Source organism: Frateuria sp. GZRe14 (genome assembly GCF_051900395.1).
GTDB classification, from domain to species: Bacteria; Pseudomonadota; Gammaproteobacteria; order Xanthomonadales; family Rhodanobacteraceae; genus Frateuria_A; species Frateuria_A edaphi.
In genome coordinates, this window is record NZ_JBHZGJ010000001.1 from 1,477,053 (window position 1) to 1,498,904 (window position 21,852).

Here is a 21,852-nt window from a genome sequence, read left to right on the forward strand (position 1 = left end):
CGGGCGCGGGGACGGCCCATCGTCATCCTTGTGGAGCGCGGGTTCGCGGGGCGTCGGCTGCGGGTGTCCATGGCGTGAGCGCGGCCGTACCATCGGGCCATGGAGCTTCCATTCCCGTCCGACGATCCGCCACCGGTTCGCCCCAGCGAACCCGATCCGGCCGACTGCTGCGGCGAGGGCTGCGTGCATTGCGTGCTCGATCGCTACGACGAGGCGCTGGAGCGCTACCGCGCCGCGCTCGCAGCCTGGCAGTCGCGCCATCCGGAGGTTCCTCGGCCCTGATGCGATGTCGCCCTGATGCCGACGTCGATCCTGTTAGTCTCCGGGCATGCCGTCGAACACCATGCCCGTGATGATCGCCGGCGCCGGTCCGACTGGACTGGCGGCCGCGTTGTTGCTTGCCCGACGCGGCGTTCCCGTGCGCATCGTCGACAAGGCGGCGGCGCCCAGCCTTCATTCCAAGGCATTGGCCGTCAATCCGCGCACGCAGGATCTGCTGGAAGACACCGGCGTGACCGCGCGCATGCTGGCCGAAGGCTGGGCCGTGCAGGGACTGTCGCTGCACCAGAGCGGGCACGAGGACGTCGCCGTGCCGGTCTCGCCCCTGCTCGACACCGAGCGCTCGCTGATCTCGCTGCCCCAGTCGCGCACGGAAGCCCTGCTGGCCGACGCGTTGCGGGCGCAGGGCGTCACCGTCGAGCGCGGGGTGAAACTCGACACGCTGGCGCAAGGCGAGGACGGCGTCACGATCCACCTGGTGCATGCCGACGGCAGCGTCGAACCCACGCAGGCGCCGCTGCTGTACGGCGCCGACGGCGCGCACAGCACGGTGCGCCAGGCACTTGGGCTGGCCTTCCCTGGCGACGAACTGCCCGAGCCCTGGCAACTGTGGGACCTGCACCTGGCGACGCCGCTTGACCCGGATCGGGTACATCTGTTCCTGCTGCCGGACGGCTTCCTGTTCGCGCTGCGCGTGCGCGAGGACATCTGGCGCGTTATCGGCAACAGCCGTGCGCCGTTGGACGCGCTGCCCCCCGGCACGGTGTGCGGTGACGTGCTGTGGCAGTCCCACTTCCACATCGCGCATCGCGTGGCCGAGCGTGCCGGCGTGGGACGCGTGCTGCTGGGTGGCGATGCGGCGCACATCCACTCGCCGCTTGGGGCGCGCGGCATGAATCTGGGGATCGAGGATGCCTACGTGTTCGCCGACTGCGCGGCCGACGCGCTCAATGGCCGCCTCTCGCGCCTGGCGAGCTACGCGCAGTTGCGACATCCGGTGCATCGGCAGGTGGTCCGGCGCGTGGGTGCACTGACCCATCTGATGCAGGGCCGCCCCTCGACCCTGCGCGAACTGCGCGACGTCCTGGTGCCGCGACTGGTGCGTTTCGGACCCGCGCGGCGCCAGTTCCTGCGTGTGGCCGGTGGCCTGGATCACCCCGTCCGCACGCGCGGATAGGGCGGGCAGTGTAGGGTGGACGCCAGCCCACCCGCGTTTCGCACGTGACGCCGGTGGGCCGCCTGCGCCGGCGACTGCAGCGATCGGACGTCCGAACGTGCACTGGCTCGCGTTTGCCATGCCGTTGCGTTGATCGCGCATCGGAGCGCCTGTAGATTCGTTCAGGCCATTCGCTCTCGGGGGAGTTCGTATGAAGAAGTTTGCATGGATAGCCGGCGGTGCCTTGCTGCTGGCCGCATGTGGGGGTTCGCAGGACACGCGCGTGCCAGTGGCGCTGGGCAACCTGGTGACGCCGGCCTCGGCGCCGTGGCTGCAGGTCGAGCAGGATCAACAGGACGTCGAGGTTCGCGGCCTGGAGGATTCACTCACGCTCAAGCCCACGCCGCCGGTGTCCGAGGTGCTGCAGGCGCGTCTGCGCCATGCGCTGGAGCCGGCCTATTTCACCGATCTGGTGGTGCATTGCGAGCAGGTCTTCGCCGAGATGCGCGTGGACACCGAGGCCACGCCGGCCAACGTCACGCTCGAGCTGGGCACGCACTGCGCCATCAATGCACGCGGCCTGGGTTCGGACAAGACCTATCACGTCTCGCCGTCCATGCCCGCGCCGGCCCGGGGCGATTACGCCAAGGCGCTGGCCGCCCTGCTGGCCACCGGCGCCGACGACATTGCGCGGCAGTTGCGCGCGGACGTGGGATCCACGCCGCACTGATGCCCTTTCAGTCCTGTGTCGGCATGAACTGCCGGCGCAGGTCCAACTGCCCGCGCCGCATCACCGGCGTGGGGAAGCTGTCCGGCCAGGTGGCGCTGTAGTCCAGTTCGGCGTCCAGCAGGTCGCGCTCCACCAGCAGCTGCACCATCGCCAGCGGATCGGCGCAGGCCAGCACCTTGCCCAGCGACGAGGCCGGCGCCTGCGGTGCGTTGACGCGTTCGACCAGTGCTTCGATCACGTTGGCCGGCATCTCCCAGTGCCGCACCGCGCGCAGCGACAACCGCGCGCCGATGCGCATGCAGCCCGCCAGGAACACGGGCGAGAACGGCCCCAGCGACGGCGGCGCCTCCTGGTCCAGCAGGCGCACGATCGCGCCGGTGCCGGTATGACAGACCATTCCGGCCAGGAACGCCTCGAACGGATCGCAGCCCCCATGCCGGCCGAGGAAGGCGGCGGCATGCGCGCAGCGCTCGGCGTGCTCCCACAGCCATGGCCCGGCCATATGCCCGCGCATGCCCGCGCTGGCCTGCAGGATCGGCTTCATCACGTGCAATGTGGCGACCCGGCGCAGGGCATCGCGCCCGAGCAGGACCACGGCGTGCTGCAGGCTGTGGATCGGCTGCGCCGAACGGAAGTGCGCGCTGCCGGCCACGCGCATCACTTCGCCCACGAGCACCGGATCGCGGCCGATCAGCGCGGCCAGCTGCGATCCGGCCAGGTTGTCGTTCCTCAACGCGCGCAGCAGCTGTGGCAGCACGCTGGGCAGGCGCGGCAGCCCGCTGACGTCGAAGCGCTCGCCGATCGCCTCCAGCCGCCGCAACGTGGCCTGCTCGGGGCCGCTGGCCGTATCGCTGACGGCCGCTGGAAGGCCCAGCACGAAACGATGGAAACGGTCCTCCACCACCGCCAGCGGTGGCGCCATCTCGCACACGGGCGCGTCGGCCACCACCGTCACGATCGGCGGGGCGGGGGCAGGGCGGCTCGGAACTTTCCTCGCGGCGAAAAGACGCCGCCACATGGCGATCATCCGGATGCAGGTTCCATGGCGTGCTCCGCGCTGTATCGGCAGTCCGGCGGGGAAATGTAGCCGTCCCAAAACCCCGTTCGCGCCGAGCGCAGCCGGAGCCGGAGCCCCGCCCCGCGCGGACACTGGCAATGGCCGCCCCGCGGCCCCACATCCAGGGAACTCCGCGCAGGACCTCCCGCATGATCCCCTTCTCGATACTCGACCTGGCCCCCATCACCGAAGGCAGCGACGCAAGCGCCGCCTTCCGCAACACGCTGGACCTGGCCAGATTGGGCGAGCAACTGGGCTACCGGCGTTACTGGCTGGCCGAGCACCACAACATGCCCGGCATCGCCAGCGCCGCCACGGCAGTACTGATCGGCCACGTCGCCGGTGGCACCTCGACCATCCGCGTGGGCGCCGGCGGCGTGATGTTGCCCAACCATGCGCCACTGCAGGTGGCCGAGCAGTTCGGCACGCTGGCCGCGCTGTACCCGGGCCGCATCGACCTGGGACTGGGCCGTGCCCCGGGAACCGACCAGGCGACGATGCGTGCGCTGCGCCGCTACGGCGACGCGGCGGAAACCTTCCCCGACGACGTGCTCGAACTGCTGCACTACTTCGAACCGGCCAGTCCCGGCCAGGCGGTGCGCGCGGTTCCCGGCGCGGGCCTGGACGTGCCGGTCTGGCTGCTGGGCTCCAGCCTGTTCAGTGCGCGCCTGGCCGCGGCGCTGGGGCTGCCCTTCGCCTTCGCCTCGCATTTCGCGCCCGATGCGATGGACACCGCGCTGTCGATCTACCGCCGCGAATTCCGCCCGTCGCCGCGGCTCGCGCAGCCATACGCCATGCTCGGGCTCAACGTCGTCGCGGCGGACACCGATGCCGAGGCACGCCGCCTGTTCACCACGCAACAACAGAGTTTCATCAACCTGCGCCGCGGCCGGCCAGGGCTGGTACCTGCGCCCATCGACGACATCGAGAGCTACTGGACGCCTACCGAAAGGCTCGGCGTCGAACGCGCGCTCGCGTGCGCCGTGGTCGGTGGCCCCGCCGCCGTGCAAAAGGGCCTGGCCGACTTCATCGCCCGCCACCAACCCGACGAGCTGATGCTGACCGCCAACATCTTCGATCACAACCTGCGGCGGCGCTCCTTCGAACTGGCGATGCAGGCCCGCGAGCACCTCGCCACCTGATCGCTCCCTGGAGGAGCGCACCTGCGCGCGACCGCGAGCCACACCACGCGATCGCATTCCATCTTTGCAGGAGCTCACCTGTACGCGACCGCGAGTCCCCGCGATCGCGCCCCGCGCCTCAAACCCTGCCGCGCTCCGGCTCGCCCCGTGCCGCCTGCGCGAACATCCACGCCGATCCCCCGAACAACGCCACGAAGAAGCCGTTCAACAGCACGATCTCCGCTGGCCCGCTCCAGGGAAGCCCCAGCCCCTCGACCAGCGCGAACGCACCGATCAGCGCCTGCGCAAACGCCATCGCCGCGAGCGCCCGCGCCATCCCCCTGGGGTGCAGACGCGCGATGGCCGCGCCGATGACGCCGATGGCCACCACTCCGAAATACATTCGGTTGGCCGGATCGCCATCGGCCCCGATGATGCCGACCCCCAGGCTGAGCCATACCAGGAGAATCGTCGCCACCAATGCCACGCAGGCGGCCGAACGGAACGTGCTGAGGTGAACAGGTGCGCGCATGAAGTGCCTCCGCTGGGAGCTGTCCGTTTTGCTTCTTCCACGCAAGGTCAGGCGTGCTCGCCCAGCAACCCGCGTGCGATGAACTGGGCGAGGGTGGTGGCGAATGCCAGGCCGATCAGGAAAAGAACCCACCGCATCCGAAGCCACGGTGCGCGCAGCGTGGACCACTGCGCGGTCAGGTCGACCGGATAGGCGGCGCAGTAGGCCACGTTCGCCATGACCGCGAGCAGGAACAGCTGCAGGAACAGGTCGAGCGAAACCACGCGCCCGAAAGCGGCGGCATTCGCGACGAAAATGGTCGCGACGACCACCAGCAATACCAGGTTGTAGACGATCCGGTGGCGCTCCCAGTAACGAATGGCGTCGCCGATGACCTCGTGCATGTCCTGATGTTCCATGGATGCAACCTCGCTTTGGGTTGAACGACAGGGCAGAGTCGCCCGTTGATCGGAGGGCTCATCGGGTGGCTGTCTTGCGTTCCGGCTCCGTCACGCACGCCTCGGGCAGGCTGCCGAACCGGCGATTGCGCCGATGGAACGTCTCGACCGCGTCGGCAAGGTCGCCCCCGGTGAAATCCGGCCACAGCACGCTGGAGAAGAGCAGCTCCGCATAGGCGCACTCCCACAGCAGGAAATCGCTTAGCCGTTGCTCGCGTCCGGTGCGGACCAGCAGATCCACGTCCGGCGTGCACGGGTCGCCGTGCTGCGAACGCGCAAGCAGCTGGCGGAACTGCTCGCGGCTCGGCGCTGCGCCTGCGTGGAGCGCGGCCGCCGTGGTGATGGCATCGCGCGAGGAATAGTCCACCGCCAGTCGCAGGTCGAGCATCCGGCCGTCGGCGGTCGTTGCTTCGGCCTGCTCGATGGTCCTTACCAGCGCTGGGGAAAGCCGATCGCGGCGACCGATCACGCTCAGGCGAACCCCTTCGCGGCGGCAAGCGTCCACCTCCGACGTGAGGAAATTGCGGAACAACGCCATCAGCGTTGCGACTTCCGGTGCCGGACGGCGCCAGTTGTCCGAGGAAAAGGCATACAGCGTCAGCGTGGTGATTCCCAACCGCGGCGACGCCTCCACCACGCGTCGCACCGCGCCCGCGCCCGCCCGATGGCCACGGGTTCGCGGCCATCCCCGCTCCTCGGCCCAGCGGCCGTTGCCGTCCATGATGATCGCAACGTGCAGGTTGTCCATATCCGTCAAGTACTCTGCAATGTAAAGTTGAGGCGCGCGCCAAACTGCCGCTCCCGTACGGTCAGTCGCCGATGCGGGTTGCGGCGATCAGCGCTTCCATGTGGTTGAGGTAGGACTCCAGGGCTTTGCGGCCCTTCGGGGTGATGCGGAATTCGGTGCGCGGGATGCGCCCCTCGAAGCCCTTGTGGCAGGCGACGTATCCCGCGTCCTCGAGCTTGCGCGCGTGCACGCTGAGGTTGCCGTCCGTCGTATTGAGCAGGCCCTTGAGATCGGTAAAGCCCAGCCGGTCGTTCACGGCCAGGGCGCTGATGATCCCCAGTCGCAGCCGTTCGTGGATCAGCCGGTCAAGATCCACCGTGCGTTCCACCGCACCCTCCACCGGCACCAGGGCCGGGCGGCTGTGCAGGTTCTCTGCCTTGGCGGTCGATCGCTTAGCCACCGTACTTTCTCGCGATGAGCACGCCGAACACGACGTGCAGGCCACCGAAACCCAGACCCAGGCAGACTGCCTGCACCGGCGGCGCCGTGAAGAGCGCGATCGCGCCCAGGAAAAGAAAGAGGATGCCCATCAGCGGCACGATGCGGATCGAGAACGTGCCGCCGGCAATCACGGCCGTGCCGTACAGCAGTAGCCACATCCCGGGAAGCAGCGCATCCAGCCCGGCGCGGAACAGCACGATCGTAAGGAGCGCGGCCACGAATATCGCCGGCACGAAGCCAAGCGCAAACTGCCGCGCAGGGCGCGACAGCAGAGGGACCCCTTCGTTGCGCGCCTTGACCAGCACCCCGATCAACCCGACGGCCACGGCGATGGCAGCGGTCGCGAGCCAGGTCACCAACCACGCGAACCTGCTGTGCTGCGCCGGCGCGATGATCGCCGCCGCGAATCCGGCCAACCCCATGAAAACGCCACCCCAGCCGGGTACGGCGGTAAAGGAACTGGCGCGCTCCATGGCATCGCGGATGTAGAGAAGATTTTCCGCGGCGTGCTCGTGCAGCGACACCGTGCTTCGCAAGTGGCGGTTGTCCATGCCGGCGAGGCTAGGCTTGGCGTAGCACGGTCGTCAAGTACTTTGTCGTGAAAAGTGCGGGTAACCTGCGAAACGAAGCGTGGCCAAGGCACACGTCGCGGGAGGTCAGCCATGCAGGGGCCTAACGCCAGGCGGCGAAGCCGTCCGCCTTGAACGAGCGGTCAGGCCACGCCAGAAGCGACGTCACCCGCTCTTGGATGAATAAACGCGGTAGACCACGTAGAACACCGGCGGAAAGACCAGCGCGATCGCAAAGACACCCTGACCGCTCAGTTGCCCGTGCTCGGAGAAGGCCATGCCTACGATGAAGCTATACAAGCCGATTGCGAGGTAAGCGAGCACAACGAGCCTGGCGACTTGTCTGTCAACTAGAAAGCAACAGACCACCAGGGAGAGCACGGAGAAAGTTGCCCAAGCGTAATAGGCGGGATTGGACAGGAATGCGGCAACATTCCCGAGGGCGTGCATCGCGAGCAACGAGCTGGCAACAGACTTGTTCAATACCTGCTCTCCACGGCCTGGCGCCTGAGTTCAGCGGGGGCGAAGCCGTCCGCCTTGAACGAATAGTCAGGCCCTGACCGGGAGGAACGACAAGCAGAACCCGGCAGCTCCTGCGACGGCAAGATACGTGAGGCTTTCCGTAGGCGGAAGAACGAGTCCGTGCTTGGCCAGAATCACGAGGTTAAAGGGGATTACCCAGAAGGCAGCCCACACTGCGGCGAACGCGGCTAGCCCCAGCGATGGGAGCGAGAGAATCGGGACGCAATGCTTGCTGCGTGCAGCCGACGCCTGAAGCGGCCCGATAAGCGCCGCCAACACTAAGGCCGGCGCTGCGCTGAGAGGTAGTGCCTCCCACAGCGACAACGCCCATGCGCCCGTGCGAATTGCTGCCAGGAGCCAAACGACAACGACGAATGCCGCGCCGACCACCGCCGGCTGCCACAGCCGGCGCACAGACCGAGCGAGCAAGCCTCGTGATCTCATCGGCGGTGTAGCTGCATAAGGGGCCTAACGCTGGAGTTAAGCGGCGCCGGAGGCGTCCGCCTTGAACGAGTTGTTAGGCACTCGGATCGGTACCCGCCGGCGAACAGGGTACGACATCGAGGACCGCAACACTTTTGCAAATAACTTCGCCGCCGCTGTCCATGTGGGATTCAAACGCTACGCAGATGGAAGCTCCAGCGCGGTGGAACGATAGCTGGCTCAAGCAGTCGCTTGAGTAGTCGGGCGGGAGCGAGCTGGATTGCACGCCCTCGAGCGCCAGCGTGACCAGATGATGTTTTTCCAGGATGTAGTATCCCGCTGCATCAACCTGATCGGTCATTGCGAAGACGTGCACTGCAACCGTGATCGAGCCTCTCGCACGAGAAACGTTGACCACGTCTGCATCATGGAACGACGGCCAATAGCCCATTGCTCCAGTGAGCTGGCTGCTACCTGAAACAAATTTAGGAGCTTCCATAGGCCTAAACGCTGGAGTTAAGCGGCGCCGGAGGCGTCCGCCTTGAACAAGGTGTTAGCCCGCCCTACCGAAGTGCTAAGACGAGCGTAGAGATCACGGCCGGACTGCTGCCCAAGAACTATGAACTCGCGCCTACGATTGCCGATAGTGATGTAGATCCGGCCGTCGTGCGGATAGTAACTCACACCCCATTTCTTGTTCGGGTCGTACTCGATTGCGCGGGTATCCGTGAGCAAGACAGCAAAGTTGACGCTTCCGCTCTTGCTGAGAACGCGCTCATCAACATAAGAATTTGGATCATTGAGGTTTCCCTCCAGGGCTAGCGTAGCCGTCAGGGCGCGGGCGAGCCCAACACCAGAAGCGACGCTAGTGAGGCCACGGCACTTCACGGCCGTCAGCCACTTGTCGTCGATGGTGATGAGGAACGTGCGGTTCAGAATTGCAGCGTAGTACTCCATCGCAACAAATGACCAAGTCTGCTGTTCCATAGGGCTGACGCTTGAGTTAAGCGGCGCGGCTTTTCGCGCGTCCGCCTGGACGATGGGTTAGGCCAAGCCGCAGGTAGCACGGCACGGATGTGTGCTTGACCTTTTTGGCAATATAGCTCGTAACTTTGACCATCAATGGAAGTCGTACGAGATTGTCGCTGGGCCATTTACGTAGATCTGGCCAGCACAGTAAAAGCCGATTTCGCGCTTACCAGGAGCCAAGTGCACAAGCCTGGGGTAACCATTGGGGAAATAGAAATTGCCGACAGACACGATGCCCGAGCCGGGCTCGAGAGGAAGGTCCCCAGCGACGTATGAAAGCGAGGCAGCAAGCTGGGTGGCTTCGGGTGATGGCCGCGAATAAAGCCAGCGCAACCAGACAAGAGAAGTAGCAGCGCAGGTAGACAGGCAATTTGGCGCATGGGGCCTAACGATGGAGTTAAGCGGCGCGCGGTACGCGCGTCCGCTTGGACGAGTGGTTAGGGGGCGCCGAGCATGGCCCCAGCCAAGCCTACGGCAAAAAGAACGAGGCAAACAGGCAGAAGGATACGTACCCGCTTGATGTACGTACCGGCCATGGGCGCCTGCAACTGACGCCAACGACGCCCGAAGACCACTCGTAGAAGCTTGACTTGAACGTTGGGATCGCCGATGCGAGGAACACCGTCGTAGAAGAAGCTCAACGACCCACGCACCTCAAGCCACTCGGGCTTCTCGGCTTTGAGGATGCCGAAGAAGCGCAGGACTGAGTACAGGTAAAAGGGCGTAAGGCAAGTGAATGCGAGGAAAGACAGTTGGCTGGCTAGCAACATCGCTGAGCGCCCTAACGCTGGAGTTAAGCGCGCGCGGCTTTTTCGCGCGTCCGCTTGGACGACTGGTTAGGTGCGAACGGGGAAGGTGGACATTGCCGCCGCCAACGATTGCACCGAAGTTTGAAGCTGGGTCTGATCAATACCAATTGCAAAGACAAGCTTGTTGCCGATGCCTGCCTGGTCGTATGCCTTACCCGAGATCTTGATGTGGCCAAGACCGTCACCTGTAGCCTCCAGCTCAAGCTGCCCTTCGAGGGTCTCGAATCTAGCGCTCCCGGTGAGCGTTTGATAGAGCGAGTTGAGCTGGGCATGAAAGGACTCAAGCTCGCCGGTTAAGAACGTAGCTGGGAAATTGCCGCGAAACGCTCCACAGTGAACAGAGACTTCTACGGATAGCCAGTTGTCATCGTGATAGTCGCCAGAGGCAGCGCGCTCATACCCAAGAACATTGATCTCCAAGCGCTCGTGTTCTTCCCCGCCAAACGCAATGCACTTCATTTCACACCTAACGCTGGAGTTAAGCGGCGGCGAAGCCGTCCGCCCTGAACGAGTTGTTAGGCCCGCAGCTTAGCCACGTTGGCTGCGATTGGCTGGTGCCGCTGCAAAGATGGCGCTGAACTCCAACAAGCCCTCTGCTAAGGAACTAGCTGGGTTGTCGGTGTCTCGGCGCCAGAACCAGTCTGCTGGCGGGTAGCTCAGAGCCACGGTGCAAATGCCAACGGACCGCTCTCCATCCCACTTGAGCAGTACAGTCGCGCCGCGCTCCCGAGCTGCTTCGATTTCCGGTACGAGCGCGTCAATGTTCATCTGTGGCCTAACGCTGGAGTTGAGCGGCGGCGAAGCCGTCCGCGTTGAACGGGTTGTTAGGCGGCGCCTACGGAAGTGCACACGCCAACAGGGTTGTTACCGCCCAGCCCAGCATAAGCCAAACAGCCATGCGGCCGAGGGCTGATTGGGACGGACCGTATGCCAACGCCGGGAGGTTCCGGTCTTCGATCTCCATGGCGCGGCGCGCCGGAGGCAGCAGGTAAACCAAGAAATTGGCGACGAGGAACGCCGGCGCGATAGCCGCCATGAGGGACGGGATGAGAACAAGGAGGGACGACGCGTGCACTGGCCGGGTCATGAACGCTCGCAAGGTGTCCGGGTAGCCCAAGAAGAGAAGCCGCACATGGTAGGCAGCCCACACCAACGCAAAGCCGATGACTCCCCACAGCGGGTATCCAAGCGCTGGAAGCAAAAGGTTCCATGGGCTCTTCCGTCGCCGGGCGCGAGTCTGAGCGTTGGCGAGCCACGAACCGGCTGCGACTTCTTTCCGCAAAGTCTCGAGCTGGTCGGGCGCGCCAATCTTTGGTTTCTTACTAGTGGGACTCACGGTTGCCCCCGCGCCGCCTAACGCCTGAGTTAAGCGGCGCCGGTACGGCGTCCGCTTGAATGAATAGTTAGCGCACGCCACCAAAAGCTATGGCAAGAACAGTGAAGAAAAACGCGGTAGATATGACTAGTCCGATGCTCAACGAGTGCTTGAGAAAAATGTTGTACCACCTCAACTTATCCTCTTTGCTGAGTAAGCTTAAGTAGCACGCGATGTAACTTTGCTGCCGAAACAATATCCCGGGTCTTTGTACCTTTACCTGAGCATCATTTATGCGGAGCAGGACAACGCACAGGTATAGGAACCAAAACAAGATGGAATACAGCGCCAGGCTTACAAACAAGAGCAGTGACAGAGTGGTCATGGGCGCTAACGCTGGAGTTAAGCGGCGGCGAAGCCGTCCGCCTCGAACGGGATGTTAGGCGCCGCTGATGCGCCTAGATTGACGCCGCTGGAAGATTTTACAAATGCCGAGCGTAGCCGGTAGCGCAACGAGTGCAGCGACGACGAAGACAAAACCGTAGAAGCCTGCCTGGGTCCAAAAGGAATAGCTTGGGACCACGTTCACAGTGCCAAGGCTAACGAAAGCTGCCAACAAGGCGCAGAGCACTGCAGCAACCCGGAAGCGTGGCTTAGATGCCAAGTATCCTAGAGCGAAGATGACGGCTAGGGACAGCGGGCCGAACAGAAAGACGATCTCAGAACCCATGGGTGCTACCTAGTCGGCCTAACGCCCGAGTTAAGCGGAGGCGGAGCCGTCCGCTTGAATGAAGAGTTAGGGGCTTGCGCCGCGCCATGTTTGGGCAATTGTGCCGGACGAGCGCGAACCCCACCGAAAGCAACGCTAGCAGCTTTGGGGGCCTGGAGCTTGCCGCACTGCTGCAAGGCTTTGGTGCCAAGTGCGGAAGACGAAAGCTGGCGAGAGCTTGGCCGGAGCACACGCCGCGAGAGACCAACTAAGCAAGGGGCTAACGCTAGAGTTAAGCGGCGCGCGTCAGCGCGTCCGCCTTGAACGAGACGTTAGACGCCACCGCGTAGTAGCAGCGCGACCGCTGACACGGCCATGACCGCCGTGAGAATGACCAGCACAACGTTGAGCCAGAAAACCTTTTTGCCAAGCCTGTCGCTCTGTGTGGACGAGGACGCGAGGGAGCGCAGGAGCTCTTGCGCGATAGTTGCGTGCAGCTTGCTCTGAAGCAGGCCCAAGTGGGCCTTTTCAATTTCCGTGAGGTCTGCCTCGACGCGCGAAGGATCGCCGACGGGGTGTCGATTACTCTGGTGCGCCTTGGAGTTGAAGTACCTATTGAACACGTGCTCGAGCGCGTCGTAGGCGACTTGAACCGAGTCTCTTGGCTGTCCTTGCGACATGCGATCCCCTGACGTCTAACGCTGGAGTTAAGCGGCGCGCGGTACGCGCGTCGGCTTGGACGAATTGTTAGGTGCCACCCGAGCGCGGTCGCTGCACCCATGAGCCCCGATGAGCGTGACGCCGCCGGGCGGACCTGCGATTGGGCGGGCGGGCGGGACGGTGGGATTGGATGCGTAGCCGTTTGCCCCGAATGGCAGTTCGGCGGTGTAGCCGTTGATGATGCCGCCGCCCGAAACTTGGACGAAGAGCGCCGCCCAGCCACCGGAAGCCACGGGAAGGGCGCGAATGGGCGGGCGAGCCAGAGTGATGCGGCTGACCGGATGCCACCGTGCACCATGCTGCTCGAACACAAGTAATGTGCAGCCACCGCTGCCACACCACTCAGGGCCGCTGAGGTAGACCAGTGCCTCTCGCGCACCACCGGGGTGAAGGTCGTATAGCGCTGTCTGGTGCTCGGGAAGCGGTGTGCCCGTGATTTGGGCGACTGCATGATCTACGCCGGCAGGAATGGGCGTGCACTGAAATGCGCCCGCCTCGGCGCTGACCACAAGAGCACCGAAGAACCCAATCGCGAATCTCGAAAGCAACCGCATTCTCATGTCGAACCTAACGCTGGAATTAAGCGGCGGCGAAGCCGTCCGCTTGGATGACTGGTTAGATGCCGCTACGCGACACCGTTGAATGCTATGCCAAAAAACCGCTTTTTTTACCGGGTCGTAGTACGCGGAGAAATAGCATGTGCCGCCGTCGAGTACCTGGACGAGCTGCGTCTTGACGTAAGCCGGAGGCTGGCCGCAGAAGGCGTTGATGTAGAGAACATGATGGCCTGAAACGTCACGCCCTTGATACTGGAACGTGTAGCTAGGCCACTGCTGAAGCGTGAGGCCCTTGGCGGATGCTTGCTGCTCGGCGTATGCGCGTAGCTTCAAAGCTGCTTCTGCTGCCACGTTGGCGTCGGGGCTCCACGTGCCTCCAGGCACATTAAGCCAGGTACCCATGGAGATCATGGCGGTCGCGAGGATTGGCCAACATAGGCATCTAACGCTGGAGTTAAGCGGCGGCGAAGCCGTCCGCCTTGAACGAAATGTTAGGCACGCGAGGTGCCTGCCAGACGAACTAGATTGCTAAGCGTTGCTGCCTTCTCGAGCACAGAACCGGAAACGATCCCGTCGTGATCTAAAGTGCGCGCGATTGATGCCCCTGGGAGGTCGAGGCCGGCGGCCACTGATGCACGCATGTCTTGAAACACTCGAAGCCACTTGGCTTGAACAACCTCGGTCCAGCCGTCCGCGCGTGCCGCAGCTGTGAGTGGCGCAGACAGCGCGCCCACGAGCTGGTCGAGGAGCTGGCAGATGTGAGGGCGAGAACCTTCCATGTTTGCTGCCTAACGCTGGAATTAAGCGGCGGCGAAGCCGTCCGCTTGGATGACTGGTTAGGTGCCACAGCGCGTTACGCTACGCCGTTGAACCCGAGGTCGTAAAACGTCTTAGTTTTTGGATTGTATTTGAGTTCGAAGTAACAAGTGCCACCGTCTAGAACTTGCACGAACTGCTTGGCCGCATATGCGTCAGGCGAATCGCAGAAGGCGTTGATGAAGATGAATTTGCCGTCTGTGCTGCCACGACCTTGATACTGAAACGAGTAGCTTGACCAAGGTTGAAGCTCACGATGCTGGTCATTCGCGTGAGCGACTACATACGGCTGGAGCGTTGCTCGCAGCTGCGCTACAACACCTTGCTCAGGAGTCCATGTGCCTCCGGCTATGGGAAACCAAGAGCCGACGAGGAATGCTGTGGCGATGGCGAGCGAACTTCCCATGGCAGCTAACGCTTTGAGTTAAGCGGCGCGCGGTACGCGCGTCCGCTTGGACGACTCGTTAGGCCTACCGAGGAGCATAGGTGGCCAACTCGGGTGTGACGAGCATACGGAAGGTGCGGGGACGCCACGTTTTGCGAGCCGCCGGACTGATGTTCGCTTCCGGCAGAGCGCTGCGGATGACGAAGGATGCTGCAGGCTGGCCGCCCAAGGAGCTAGGTGCCGACCAGCCGACGAACTCCCACCCCTTTTGAGCGGGAAGCTCGAACAAGGAGGGGCGCTCGCCCAAATCTCCTGATGAGACCGTGATTAGAAGACGGACATCTGGGCAGGACGCGACGGTGCCGTCGCATTCGCTGACAGCGACAGGCGCGGCATACACGCGAACAATGTAGGGCTGCGGCTGGCCTGCAGATGCGTCGGTGCGAGCAAGTTCCTCGGACAAGCCCAAGACGCCAGCCAGTTCCGGCTTCTTGAGTGGTACGAGACCTTCGGCCACCGAGGCCGTGGATAGCAGCGCCAGCAAGAGCAATGCGTACTTCATCAGAGGCCTAACGCTGGAGTTAAGCGGCGGCGAAGCCGTCCGCCTTGAACGAGATGTTAGCCGTTGCCCGCCGATGCATGAACGGAGGCAAGGCAAGTAAGCACCAGGGCTGCGCTCGCTTTGACAGTAACCCCCGTCACAACGCAGCGCCGGCACCAAGCATGCCCTCGCAGTGTTACCGCATCAAGCCCGCTGCTGATGAGGTGAAAACCAAGAGCGAGCCATGCCCAAAATGGGGATGCGGATGGCTTGAGCCAAGGACAAAAGGCGCCAAGAACAAGGCAAAAGCACATGCCCCAGACCAAGTACTTCTTAGCATCACCAGCCAGGGGGCTCCGACCTCGGTAGATGAGGTCCGCCTGCATTTCAGTTGAAAGCACCAAGATTACCCCTATGGCGCCAAAAATGCCTTGAGCAACGGCGATTACCTTCATGAGTAGGAGGGTGCCGATCATAGGCTAACGCTGGAATTGAGCGGCGGCGTAGCCGTCCACCTCGAATGAGATGTTAGGCATGGACGCCAAGAGTGTTGTTGTAGATGGCAACAACCGACCAAGCCAAGACAAGTACAAGAATGCCCACGAGCGAAATTTGATTGACGTGACGTTGCGCATCGAGGCCTCGTGGATACTGCCCCAGCGTAAGAAGAAGCAGTGACACGCGACCAAGGTTGAACAGAACGAACGACCAGATGATGTAGTACGCGACGAACTTGACGACGGCAACAACGCCATTGGTGATTTCTTCTTGCATGGCTATATGATGCCTAACGTCTGAGTTAAGCGGCGGCGAAGCCGTCCGTTTGAATGATTGGTTAGCACTCACGGCGGGGCAGTGAAACCAATGGCCTTTGGTGTCTGAGCGCCGGAAATGAGCAAGATGTAGTGATGAGGTATTTGTATCGGGTACGTCACAACATCTCCAGACTTGAACGTCTCGAGCTGAATATAGACGTGATGTGACGTGTCGATCTGGGTACACCAGAAGTGTAACAAGTCTTGCCCGCTCGGAGACGTGATGTGGCTGCATAGTCCGAAAGAAAGTCGTACTCCCTTGGTGGAATATCCGACCGGAGGACGACGCTATATCGGGCAAGTAATTCGGACATGGATGCTAACGCTGGAGTTAAGCGGCGGCGAAGCCGTCCGCCTTAAACGAGTAGTTAGAAAGGCCTAGCACGGCATTGCCCAAAGACAATGGCGTACCTCGTCGTCCCTGCCGGATGTGAGTAGTGCTGTTGGCATTTCCTTGCCCAGGGCGTGCACCTGCTTGTGTAGCCAGTCCAACGAGTGCTCGCGCAAATGAAAGTATGTTGCCCAAGCTACATCTTTGTTGCCCTGGCACGCAGCCATGAGCTGATCCTGAAAGCTGCAGCTTGCAAACTCTTGCCTGCAGACAGCAGTGAATTTGTGCCAACGAGGGTCCATGAGTTCTAACGCCTGAGTTAAGCGGCGGCGAAGCCGTCCGCCTTGAACGAGATGTTAGGCAACGCTGCCGCGAAACGCCTTGAGAGCGACAAGCTCGCCTACTGTTGAGCCAGCTGCCATGGCAGCGTACCACCACACGAGCATGACACTCTGCGACCTGGCGTGAGGCAAGGTAAACAGCGAACCAAGGAACAGGCCCATAAGCAGTAGGCTAGTTACACGGAGGCACTGTAAAGGGTCTACCCACCAGCCGCCGCGAAACCCTCGCAAGAACGAAGCCACGGGAAGGCGACCTGTTGTGCGTGAACGCGCATAGCCGACCGCCAAGGACGGAAAGGCGAGGAAGCCTGCGAATGAAACGGCTACGAAAACCCAGTCGACGTTGGTGCGACCTTGCCCTTTGCCGAAGATCGGTGACCCGCTGAGGAAGGCGGCCGCAAACAACACTAGATATATCCATGGCCAGAGTCGCTTCATTGCGGTGCCTAACGCCCGAATTAAGCGGCGGCGAAGCCGTCCGCTTGAATGAAGAGTTAGGGGCTTGCGCTGCGCCATGCCTGGGCGACTGTGTCAGCACAACCGCGAGCCCCACCAAGCACAACGCTAGCAGCTTTGAGTGTTTGGAGCTTGCCGTAGAGCTGCAAAGGCTGCGGCCAAGTGCGAAGGACTGAACCCTGGCGAGGGCTTAGCCGAAGCACACGCCGCGATAGAGCAACCAAGCAAGGGCCTAACGGTGGAGTTGAGCGGCGCGCGGCTTTTCGCGCGTCCGCTTGAATGGATAGTTAGACCCTGGCGTTGCGCTTGACCAGAGCGAAATGCTCTTGTGCCGAATCAGGGTAATGGACCAAGCCAGCAAAGTCCGTATTGACCAGGACGCCGACCTTGAGGTAGGCCCACTCTGCCTCTGGGTAAGCCGGTGAGTACTCAGCGCGATCCATGCACGCTACAACTTTGCCATGGCACGTGCCTGAGATAGTGATCTCGTCGCCCAACCTTGCCTCAGTGCCGTCGTTGTAGAGCATGTGTGTCTAACGCTTGATTTAAGCGGCGGCGGAGCCGTCCGCCTTGAACGAGTTGTTAGGCCTGCCCGTGCTTGCTTGGGGCGCTTGCTTTGCCCTGCCAATAGCCGCGGAAGCCGAAGTACCCACCTAGTAGAACAAGCCAAAGAGGAAAACGAACAAACGAAAACGCAAGGAGCTGGTAGCTATGTGACCTAGCGTACCACTCGCCGTCCGCTGGGAATGAAGCAAGGATGGACTGGACGTAATAGGTGGCGTGAAGCGCCACGAAGCTGCCCCAGACAAGCAACACGAGCCATGGATTGGCGAAAACTAGTTTGTTAAGTAGCCTGCTCATCTGAGGGCCTAACGCTGGAGTTAAGCGGCGCGCGGTACGCGCGTCGGCTTGGACGAATTGTTAGGTGCCACCCGAGCGCGGTCGCTGCACCCATGAGCCCCGATGAGCGTGACGCCGCCGGGCGGACCTGCGATTGGGCGGGCGGGCGGGACGGTGGGATTGGATGCGTAGCCGTTTGCCCCGAATGGCAGTTCGGCGGTGTAGCCGTTGATGATGCCGCCGCCCGAAACTTGGACGAAGAGCGCCGCCCAGCCACCGGAAGCCACGGGAAGGGCGCGAACGGGCGGGCGAACCAGAGTGATGCGGCTGACCGGATGCCACCGTGCACCATGCTGCTCGAACACAAGTAATGTGCAGCCACCGCTGCCACACCACTCAGGGCCGCTGAGGTAGACCAATGCCTCTCGCGCACCACCGGGGTGAAGGTCGTATAGCGCTGTCTGGTGCTCAGGAAGCGGTGTGCCCGTGATTTGGGCGACTGCATGATCTACGCCGGCAGGAATGGGCGTGCACTCAAATGCACCCGCCTCGGCGCTGACCACAAGAGCACCGAAGAACCCAATCGCGAATCTCGAAAGCAACCGCATTCTCATGTCGAACCTAACGCTTGAGTTAAGCGGCGGCGAAGCCGTCCGCCTTGAACGAGTTGTTAGAACTTAGCCGCGCCACTTGGTTACGCGACCTGAGGTTTGCTCCACCAAGAACCAAGCCACGCTCCCCATGAAGCCAAGAATGCAGATAAAGATGACTGCGAAGACCACCATGTAGGCGCTGTGCCAGCCAAGTTTTACACACGCAAAGGCCGCGCCCATGAGTATTGCAGCCACGCCCCAGCATGCCAGCCCAATGACGAAGGCTTTTGGGAGGTGCGCTGGAATTTTTTCTGCGAGCTGTCGAAGCATCGTGAGTTCTAACGCTGGAGTTAAGCGGCGGCGAAGCCGTCCGCCTTGAACGAGTTGTTAGACACTTGCGCTGCGGCGTTGAACGAGAGCACCGGCAAACGCACATGCCAAGCCGAACGCAAACACATAAGCCGAGCCGGAGATTACGGCCGAGCGCATTGTGGGATCACTTGCGACATAGGCCGCATAACCCGCACCGCTGATTGTCTTCGTGTTGGCAGCGGCCCACGCGGCTTGCTGCGCAGCCGAAATGCCCTTGAGGCTGGCCGCGGCAGTGGTGGGAACGAAGGTGTAACTGCCAAGGTAGAAGAGGAGTGCGAGCAACACGGACAGAGTCGCCACCAACGATACGGCAGCGCTCTTAAGCAAAATTCGCAACATGCCAGGCTCTCCGTTTCTTGGTGTCTAACGCTGGAGTTAAGCGGCGCGCGTCAGCGCGTCCGCCTTGAACGAGTTGTTAGGCCGCCGAACACGCGCCAACCGAGATTGCTCACGCATCGTCAGCCAAGAACGGCACGGATGGGTGCAACCTTTGAGAGAAGCAGTCCGGGTGAGCGTACATGTGCTGGCTTGCACCGTCAGGTAGATGGAGGGTGAGGGATAGACCCTCCGCTTGCGCGAGAGAGCTGCCGCAAAAGCAGCACTGCGCACTGTGTAGGTCCTTTGCAAACGTGCGAAGCCGATTGAACATGTGACGCCTAACGCTGGAGTTAAGCGGCGGCGAAGCCGTCCGCCTTGAACGAGTTGTTAGGCCCGACCGCTTAATTGCGTGGCGTGACCTTTACGCCAGTGCATGATGGCTGCAGATACTTGTTGGCGCGCGCTGGCGCCTAGGTTGCGACCAAGGCATGGAGAGCTACTGCCCCGAGCGCCCGGCGCCGTCCACTGGACCTTTTCGGCGAGAGAATTGATGAACGCCCGGCCGGCTGCACGATACTGAGCGACTTCGCCATCGTTCAACACCATAGTCCAGTCGTAGTCGACGGGGCCATGGCTGCAGTGGACGTCTAGCAGAAGCGCATCACCGTCCTGCAAGAGGAACCACCAGTGAGGCTCGTGATCCAGTACGTCCATTTTGCGCGTCCTTGTTTCGTGGACCTAACGCTTGAGTTAAGCGGCGCGCGGTACGCGCGTCCGCCTTGAACGAATGGTTAGGCGCCCCGGGGAGACACCGCTTGCGCCGCCCATTTGGTTGATCTTTGCGTCGAAGGAGCTGAGAAGCCCAAGCAGGGTGTCAGCTTCATCAACGCCGTCGAGGTTGCGTACTGCAGCCGCCGCAACTTGGCTTGATTTGGGCAGGTTGTTGGCGGCAACCGCCCCCCGCGCATTAGGAAGGAACACTTGGCCTAGCCATTGCTCAAACGAGATTTGGCCGTGGCCGAAAGCAGAGGAGGTGCCCGTGATGGGAGCTGGATTGCCGGCGAGGTACCCGAGCTTTCGAAGCTCTACCTCGATCGCGTCTAGGAGCTTGGCTAGCGGAGAGCTTTGCATTTACGTGCCTAACGTTCGAATTAAGCGGCGGCGGAGCCGTCTGCTTGAATGAAGAGTTAGGGGCTTGCGCCGCGCCACGCTTGGGCGACTGTGCCGACACGACCGCGAGCCCCACCGAGCGCAACGCTAGCAGCTTTGGACGTTGGGAGCTTGCCGCGGCGCTGCAAGGGCAGCGACAAGTGCGGAGAGCTGCAAGCTGGCGCCGGCTTGGCCGAAGCACACGCTGCGAAAGCACAACCAAGCAAGGGCGCTAACGCCTGAGGTAAGCGGCCGACGGCACGCGCAGCGGGACGGCGGTCCGCTTGACCGAGTAGTTAGATTTCACTCGCTAACGGTTGCGGCGGACCCCATAGCTTGGATTTGCGCTGTTGCGGATGAAGCCGTTGTAAGCGTGAACAGCAGTTTGCGATGAGCATTTGGGACAGACCATTCGTATACAACTGTACGTGTTTGGCCGTTAGCCGATGTTTGAGCGAGCTTGTTTGCCACACGTGTTGCAACAATCGGTGACGGTGCGGTAGCCACGATAGCTGAAAATTGTCGCTGAACAGCCTCAGCGTCCGCTCGGCGACCATATACCGCACAAAGGTTCATGCCTTTGGGAAGGGCCAGCACGAACGTTCCGTGTTTGTCGGGAATTGGCCATACGTCACCAGCGCGCCCAGCAAGAAAGTGCTCTGCTTTTTCAGGCGGCAGCTTCGGCAAGGGCCTCAGCTTCTCTCGCAGGGCATCCAAGTTGTTGACGTGTTTGAGGCAAAGAGACGAGTAGAGGCTGATGAAGGAGCTAGCCTGAACTTCGCCGGTGGTGGCGGCGATTGAGAGACCCGAGTGGAAGGACAACGCGACTAGTACTGTTGCAAGCTTCCGCACAATGCCCCCTTGAATTCTAACGCCTGAGTTAAGCGGCGGCGAAGCCGTCCGCCTTGAACGAATTGTTAGGAGCCACCTACTTACCCCTAATCCGGCGCCAGACCGCATTGAAGTTCACGCCGATTCCCCATAAGTTGGGCTTAATCTCAATGATGTCTTCGCTTGCCCGCGGGGTAGGTGGGCCGGACAGGAGATAGGCCTTAGCTAGACGATCGACGTGATCACAAGCGGCTTTTTCCTTGCTCGATACGTCATGTGGGGTGACAGTCTCTGGGAAGCCGTTGCCTCGGAGAAGCTGATCAGTCTTGGCGATCTCGTGGTAGCTCTTTCGAATCAAGTCGTGGATGAGCAATCGCGCCTCATCGATGTAGGGGGCCGGGTCGAGACGCCTCTCCTTACAGTGATCCGCTACCCAACCCAAAGTCTCAGATGCAGCGTGAATCATGAAAGGCTCAAAAAAGCCGGACCAGTAGACGAGCGGGACGGATCCAGCGTACTTGACCCCATGAATCGAAACGGCCGAACCGTCATGTTTAGTAGTCTCAATGCCCTTCTGGGCATTGAAGAATCGCCACTTCATGATCGTTTCGGTGATTGGACGAGAGAGCTCGTCGAGCTTAGCTCTGGTCAGCGGGTGAAGTTCTGTTGCCATGCTGCTCGCTGTGGGCCCTAACGCTGGAGTTAAGCGGCGGCGAAGCCGTCCGCCTTGAACGCGTTGTAAGGCGCCTCACGGAGCCCGCACGCGAATGATGGGTTTGCCGCCACGACAGAACAGCTCGTAACGCTCCCCGCCTTCGAAGGTTTGTACTACGGTCGGTGGCCCGTCCACATAGATATAGCCAGGACAGTT

At 62.1% G+C, this 21,852-nt stretch carries 26 protein-coding genes; 4 read left to right on the top strand and 22 right to left on the bottom strand.

All coding sequences use genetic code 11. The features are described 5' to 3' along the window. The first annotated feature begins 99 nt into the window (after nucleotides 1-99). From ACFWZ1_RS06730 to ACFWZ1_RS06740, 3 genes are all read left to right on the top strand, one after another. On the top strand, nucleotides 100-282 hold the full coding sequence (locus ACFWZ1_RS06730) for an oxidoreductase-like domain-containing protein (protein WP_231324874.1): 183 nt from the start codon (nucleotides 100-102) through the stop codon (nucleotides 280-282). A gap of 61 nt (nucleotides 283-343) precedes the next feature. Beyond that, nucleotides 344-1,456: an FAD-dependent oxidoreductase gene (locus ACFWZ1_RS06735; RefSeq protein WP_439665852.1), complete on the top strand. Its 1,113-nt coding sequence runs from the start codon at nucleotides 344-346 to the stop codon at nucleotides 1,454-1,456. A gap of 190 nt (nucleotides 1,457-1,646) precedes the next feature. After that, entirely contained in the window at nucleotides 1,647-2,165 is a 519-nt protein-coding gene (locus ACFWZ1_RS06740) for a hypothetical protein (RefSeq protein WP_439665853.1), read from the top strand. A 7-nt stretch (nucleotides 2,166-2,172) separates the two neighbouring features. On the opposite strand, the gene ACFWZ1_RS06745 is transcribed toward ACFWZ1_RS06740, so the two are convergent. Continuing rightward, nucleotides 2,173-3,183 (bottom strand): HDOD domain-containing protein, encoded by a 1,011-nt coding sequence (locus ACFWZ1_RS06745; protein ID WP_439665854.1) that lies wholly within the window; start codon nucleotides 3,181-3,183, stop codon nucleotides 2,173-2,175. 188 nt (nucleotides 3,184-3,371) lie between these two features. Here ACFWZ1_RS06745 and ACFWZ1_RS06750 point away from each other — a divergent pair, with 188 nt between their 5' ends. Beyond that, entirely contained in the window at nucleotides 3,372-4,364 is a 993-nt protein-coding gene (locus ACFWZ1_RS06750) for an LLM class flavin-dependent oxidoreductase (protein ID WP_439665855.1), read from the top strand. 118 nt (nucleotides 4,365-4,482) lie between these two features. On the opposite strand, the gene ACFWZ1_RS06755 is transcribed toward ACFWZ1_RS06750, so the two are convergent. The 21 genes from ACFWZ1_RS06755 to ACFWZ1_RS06855 all read right to left on the bottom strand — a co-directional run bounded on the left by ACFWZ1_RS06755 (nucleotide 4,483) and on the right by ACFWZ1_RS06855 (nucleotide 21,654). Next, nucleotides 4,483-4,875, bottom strand: coding sequence for a hypothetical protein (locus tag ACFWZ1_RS06755; protein ID WP_439665856.1), 393 nt, complete (start codon nucleotides 4,873-4,875; stop codon nucleotides 4,483-4,485). A 47-nt stretch (nucleotides 4,876-4,922) separates the two neighbouring features. After that, a complete protein-coding gene (locus ACFWZ1_RS06760) occupies nucleotides 4,923-5,273 on the bottom strand; it encodes a hypothetical protein (RefSeq protein WP_439665857.1) in 351 nt (116 codons plus the stop codon). Between the two features lie 58 nt (nucleotides 5,274-5,331). Continuing rightward, a complete protein-coding gene (locus ACFWZ1_RS06765) occupies nucleotides 5,332-6,060 on the bottom strand; it encodes a di-trans,poly-cis-decaprenylcistransferase (RefSeq protein WP_439665858.1) in 729 nt (242 codons plus the stop codon). A 61-nt stretch (nucleotides 6,061-6,121) separates the two neighbouring features. Beyond that, entirely contained in the window at nucleotides 6,122-6,499 is a 378-nt protein-coding gene (locus ACFWZ1_RS06770; protein WP_231324891.1) for a winged helix-turn-helix domain-containing protein, read from the bottom strand. Next, nucleotides 6,492-7,091, bottom strand: a complete 600-nt coding sequence (locus tag ACFWZ1_RS06775; protein WP_439665859.1) for a hypothetical protein — start codon at nucleotides 7,089-7,091, stop codon at nucleotides 6,492-6,494. Before ACFWZ1_RS06775 ends, ACFWZ1_RS06770 begins: the two co-directional genes overlap by 8 nt. Before the next feature lie 183 nt (nucleotides 7,092-7,274). Beyond that, entirely contained in the window at nucleotides 7,275-7,592 is a 318-nt protein-coding gene (locus ACFWZ1_RS06780; protein WP_439665860.1) for a hypothetical protein, read from the bottom strand. A gap of 556 nt (nucleotides 7,593-8,148) precedes the next feature. Then, nucleotides 8,149-8,553, bottom strand: coding sequence for a hypothetical protein (locus ACFWZ1_RS06785; RefSeq protein ID WP_439665861.1), 405 nt, complete (start codon nucleotides 8,551-8,553; stop codon nucleotides 8,149-8,151). 17 nt (nucleotides 8,554-8,570) lie between these two features. After that, entirely contained in the window at nucleotides 8,571-9,041 is a 471-nt protein-coding gene (locus tag ACFWZ1_RS06790) for a hypothetical protein (protein WP_439665862.1), read from the bottom strand. A 479-nt stretch (nucleotides 9,042-9,520) separates the two neighbouring features. Continuing rightward, a complete protein-coding gene (locus ACFWZ1_RS06795; RefSeq protein WP_439665863.1) occupies nucleotides 9,521-9,853 on the bottom strand; it encodes a hypothetical protein in 333 nt (110 codons plus the stop codon). Nucleotides 9,854-9,919: 66 nt separating this feature from the next. After that, on the bottom strand, nucleotides 9,920-10,351 hold the full coding sequence (locus ACFWZ1_RS06800; protein ID WP_439665864.1) for a WapI family immunity protein: 432 nt from the start codon (nucleotides 10,349-10,351) through the stop codon (nucleotides 9,920-9,922). A gap of 1,897 nt (nucleotides 10,352-12,248) precedes the next feature. Next, on the bottom strand, nucleotides 12,249-12,596 hold the full coding sequence (locus tag ACFWZ1_RS06805; RefSeq protein ID WP_439665865.1) for a hypothetical protein: 348 nt from the start codon (nucleotides 12,594-12,596) through the stop codon (nucleotides 12,249-12,251). A gap of 27 nt (nucleotides 12,597-12,623) precedes the next feature. Continuing rightward, nucleotides 12,624-13,595 carry a hypothetical protein gene (locus ACFWZ1_RS06810; protein ID WP_439665866.1) on the bottom strand — a complete coding sequence of 324 codons (972 nt, stop codon included), beginning with the start codon at nucleotides 13,593-13,595 and terminating at the stop codon, nucleotides 12,624-12,626. A 451-nt stretch (nucleotides 13,596-14,046) separates the two neighbouring features. After that, on the bottom strand, nucleotides 14,047-14,415 hold the full coding sequence (locus tag ACFWZ1_RS06815; RefSeq protein WP_439665867.1) for a hypothetical protein: 369 nt from the start codon (nucleotides 14,413-14,415) through the stop codon (nucleotides 14,047-14,049). 64 nt (nucleotides 14,416-14,479) lie between these two features. After that, complete coding sequence (locus tag ACFWZ1_RS06820) at nucleotides 14,480-14,956, bottom strand: hypothetical protein (protein ID WP_439665868.1); 477 nt, start codon at nucleotides 14,954-14,956, stop codon at nucleotides 14,480-14,482. 507 nt (nucleotides 14,957-15,463) lie between these two features. Next, nucleotides 15,464-15,709, bottom strand: a complete 246-nt coding sequence (locus ACFWZ1_RS06825; RefSeq protein WP_439665869.1) for a hypothetical protein — start codon at nucleotides 15,707-15,709, stop codon at nucleotides 15,464-15,466. A gap of 1,456 nt (nucleotides 15,710-17,165) precedes the next feature. Beyond that, the gene (locus tag ACFWZ1_RS06830; protein WP_439665870.1) at nucleotides 17,166-17,405 is read right to left on the bottom strand and encodes a hypothetical protein; all 240 of its coding nucleotides are present in this window, start codon (nucleotides 17,403-17,405) and stop codon (nucleotides 17,166-17,168) included. Nucleotides 17,406-18,395: 990 nt separating this feature from the next. Continuing rightward, the gene (locus ACFWZ1_RS06835; protein ID WP_439665871.1) at nucleotides 18,396-18,641 is read right to left on the bottom strand and encodes a hypothetical protein; all 246 of its coding nucleotides are present in this window, start codon (nucleotides 18,639-18,641) and stop codon (nucleotides 18,396-18,398) included. A gap of 57 nt (nucleotides 18,642-18,698) precedes the next feature. Further along, the gene (locus tag ACFWZ1_RS06840) at nucleotides 18,699-19,022 is read right to left on the bottom strand and encodes a hypothetical protein (RefSeq protein ID WP_439665872.1); all 324 of its coding nucleotides are present in this window, start codon (nucleotides 19,020-19,022) and stop codon (nucleotides 18,699-18,701) included. A 729-nt stretch (nucleotides 19,023-19,751) separates the two neighbouring features. Beyond that, nucleotides 19,752-20,132: a YqcC family protein gene (locus ACFWZ1_RS06845; protein WP_439665873.1), complete on the bottom strand. Its 381-nt coding sequence runs from the start codon at nucleotides 20,130-20,132 to the stop codon at nucleotides 19,752-19,754. A 321-nt stretch (nucleotides 20,133-20,453) separates the two neighbouring features. After that, nucleotides 20,454-21,110, bottom strand: coding sequence for an NMCC_0638 family (lipo)protein (locus tag ACFWZ1_RS06850; protein ID WP_439665874.1), 657 nt, complete (start codon nucleotides 21,108-21,110; stop codon nucleotides 20,454-20,456). Further along, a complete protein-coding gene (locus ACFWZ1_RS06855) occupies nucleotides 21,079-21,654 on the bottom strand; it encodes a hypothetical protein (RefSeq protein WP_439665875.1) in 576 nt (191 codons plus the stop codon). The genes ACFWZ1_RS06850 and ACFWZ1_RS06855 overlap by 32 nt, the downstream gene beginning before the upstream one ends. Nucleotides 21,655-21,852: the final 198 nt, after the last annotated feature.